Annotated in this window: 2 protein-coding genes and 3 pseudogenes; 1 reads left to right on the top strand and 4 read right to left on the bottom strand. The window is 71.9% G+C overall.

The window, feature by feature from the left end:
* Positions 1-161: 161 nt before the first annotated feature.
* The gene (locus tag ABZ646_RS43925) at positions 162-398 is read left to right on the top strand and encodes a hypothetical protein (protein ID WP_360532632.1); all 237 of its coding nucleotides are present in this window, start codon (positions 162-164) and stop codon (positions 396-398) included.
* Between the two features lie 154 nt (positions 399-552).
* Here ABZ646_RS43925 and ABZ646_RS43930 read toward each other — a convergent pair whose 3' ends face one another.
* From ABZ646_RS43930 to ABZ646_RS43945, 4 genes and pseudogenes are all read right to left on the bottom strand, one after another.
* Positions 553-684: a hypothetical protein gene (locus ABZ646_RS43930; RefSeq protein ID WP_360532635.1), complete on the bottom strand. Its 132-nt coding sequence runs from the start codon at positions 682-684 to the stop codon at positions 553-555.
* A gap of 183 nt (positions 685-867) precedes the next feature.
* Positions 868-1,308 (bottom strand): annotated as a pseudogene (locus ABZ646_RS43935) (DUF721 domain-containing protein); the annotation flags it as partial.
* A 29-nt stretch (positions 1,309-1,337) separates the two neighbouring features.
* Positions 1,338-1,696 (bottom strand): annotated as a pseudogene (locus ABZ646_RS43940) (SDR family NAD(P)-dependent oxidoreductase); the annotation flags it as partial.
* A 56-nt stretch (positions 1,697-1,752) separates the two neighbouring features.
* Positions 1,753-2,886 (bottom strand): annotated as a pseudogene (locus ABZ646_RS43945) (FAD-dependent oxidoreductase); the annotation flags it as partial.
* Positions 2,887-2,971: the final 85 nt, after the last annotated feature.

Raw genomic sequence — 2,971 nt, forward strand, 5'->3', positions numbered from 1 at the left:
GTTCGACGATCTTCAGAAGGCGTTCGGGGACGTGGCGCTCAGGCACGGCATCACGCACGAGGAGCTGGGCCAGGCCATCACCTACGTGCAGAAGCTGGTCGGGTCAGGGGACTTCCTGCCGGCGACGGCCCTGCTGGGGGTTGGGTGCGATCGCGCGGGAGTTGATCCACAAGACCGAGCTGCACGAGGACGTCACCGCGTGGGAAGCACGCAGCCTGACCAGCCCGTACCGGACCCTCACCTGCGACTACACACTCCGCCCCATCGGCTTCGACGAGGTGAAGGACCCGTACGTCCTCGAGGGCTTCTGGAAACAGTGCCCCGGAGCGGCCACGCCGCACCTGCCGGCCGACCGCCGGGGTACCCCCGGTGAACAACGCGGTGTGGGCGGCGCATGACGGCGCCGCCGATGGCCTTGGAGCCCGGCGGCGCCTCAAGCTCAGGCTTGATCCCGTGGCGAGGGAGGCATCCACGTGTCTGACAGGGTTGCTGACGAGCTGGCTATCCGTGAACTGACCGCACGCTTCCATCACATGTGGACACGGTGTCAGTTCAGAGAAGGTCCGTGTACAACTTCGTGGTCAACTGACCACCGCAGCCACCGAGCAAAGTCCCGCACCAGAAGGTCTCGCCCTCGTAGCGGTGGCGGAACACGTCCAACTCGATGGCCTCCATCAGCAGCATCAGCGGCTCCTCCGACTCCGCACTGCTCAGCACCGCCGCCTGTCAGCCTGCACAAACGCTCCCGTCGCGTCTCGCCGATCGTGCCAACTCATCGTGTCACCAGGGGCGTTCACCAGCCAGAGGGCCCCGTACGCGAGGGCGATGCCGCCACCTGATCCGTCATATCCGTCTCCGTTCTGCTGGTCATGCCGTTCTACCCAACGACTGGAGCACGTCTTTGCTGGGCAGCGTTGCGGGCTTCTCCGCGCGGGCCCGGCGCAGGGCCGCGGCGCGGGAGACGTCGGCCTGACGACGGCGCTCGGCACGGACCTGCTCGATCGAAGCCGGCGCACCGTCCGACACGACGTCGGGCTCGGGAAACGCGCGGCGGGACAGCTCCCGCATCGCAGCGGTCTGCCGCTCCACCGCTTCCGCGATGTGCGGGTCCACCCGCGACGGCGGCGCCGCCTCCTGGTGCGCGGCGAGCGCGCGGCGGTAGCCGGCCGAGGCGGTCTCTCGGGTACGCGGCGGACCGGCGGGCGCGGTCGCGGGCTCCGGATCGACGTCGGCCGGCTCGGGCACCGGCACCGTGCCGGGCGCCAGGATCCGCAGGGACCGGACGACCGTCCGGCCTGCCGACTCGTGGCGGCCGCATCGAAGGTGACCGTGTCGGTGATGTGGGTCCGGGTGCCGCCGGGGGCGACGGCGTTCACGCGGACGCCACGGTCCTGGTACATGAACCGCGGTTGACTTCGTCAGGCCGATGATCCCGTGCTTGGAGACGCTGTACGCGATGCCGGCGGCGCTGCCGCGCAGGGCCGCCTCCGAGGCCGCGTTGACGATGGCGCCGTCGCCACGGGCCAGCAGGTGGGGCAGGGCGGCGTGGGTGAGCAGGAACGGAGCGGTGTGCGCGGGCGGTGGCGCCGCCCGCTTCGATTTCCTTGACGACCGCCTCGGCGCCGTCGGCGTTGAGCTCGGCGACGAGGACCTTGTCGCCGAGCTGCGCGAACCGCAGCGCCGTGGCGCGTCCGATCCCCGACCCGGCGCCGGTGACGACGACGCCGCGCCCTTATGGTCCGGTGGTGCTGCTCATGCTGCCGCTCCTTCCAGGAGGGACACGGCCTGCCGCCAGGGCGTGCGGGCGGCGAGGGCCTGTTGCCAGGGGCGGATGCTCTTGGGTGGCATGCCGACGGTCAAGACGCCGGCGAGGTGGTCACCGGTGCGGTAGACAGCGGTGAACTTCTGTTGTTCCAGGCTGCCTTCGGCGATCCGCATCTCGTCGTGGCCGCGCAGGTAGCCGTAGGCGCGGATCTTCATGTCGTACTGGTCGGACCAGAAGTAGGGGACGGGCGCGAAGGGACGCTGGGCGCCCAGGAGGTTGCGGGCGGCGGCCATGCCCTGCTCGGCGGCGTTCGCGCGGTGCTCGATCCGCATCGACGTGTCGAAGAGCGGGTTGTGCCAGCGGGCCACGTCACCCGCGCCGTACACCCCGGGCGCGGCGGCGCAGTACGCGTCGCAGACCAGCCCGTCGTCCAGGCCCAGCCCGCTGCCGGTCAGCCACTCGGTGTTGGGCCGGGAGCCGACGGCCACCAGCACCGTGTCGGCCTGCACCGTGCTGCCGTCGTCGAGGCGTACGCCGCCGGGGACGATCTCGCTGACCCTGGTCCCGGTGCGCAGGTCCACGCCGTGGTCCACGTGGGCCTGGGCGAGCATGCGGCCGACGTCCTCGCCGACCGCGTGGGCCAGCGGGACGGGCGCGGGTTCCAGGAGGGTCACGTGGGTGCCCAGGCCGGCTGCCACGGCGGCGGCTTCGGCGCCGAGGAATCCGGCGCCGACGACGGCCAGGGTGCGGCCGGGGCCGAGGCGGTCCTTGAAGGCGAGGGCGTCGTCCAGGGTGCGCAGGACGTGGGCCGGTGGGCCAGGCAGACGCCGGGGGCGGACTCCGATGGCCACGACCAGTCCGTCGTACGGCACTTCGGAGCCGTCGGACAGCAGCACTGTCCGGGCCGCGACGTCCGCCCCGATGGCCTCGTGGCCGTAGCGGGCGTCCAGGTCGAGGGCGTCGAGGTCGGCAGGGGTGCGCAGCGGCAGCCGGTCGGGGCTCCAGGCGCCGGAGAGGATCTCCTTGGACAGGGGCGGGCGGTCGTAGGGGGCGGCGGGTTCGTCACCCATGAGGGTGAGGGGGCCGATGTGGCCCTCCCGGCGGAGGGTTTCGGCGGACGAGGGGGGTGCGCAGGCGGTCGGGGTCGGCGTCCACGGCGCCGAAGGAGGCGCCCTTCGGGCAGATGAAGCCCTTGCTGAAGACGTC

Origin of the sequence: Streptomyces sp. NPDC007162 (assembly GCF_040634175.1) — a bacterium.
Taxonomy (GTDB): Bacteria; Actinomycetota; Actinomycetes; order Streptomycetales; family Streptomycetaceae; genus Streptomyces.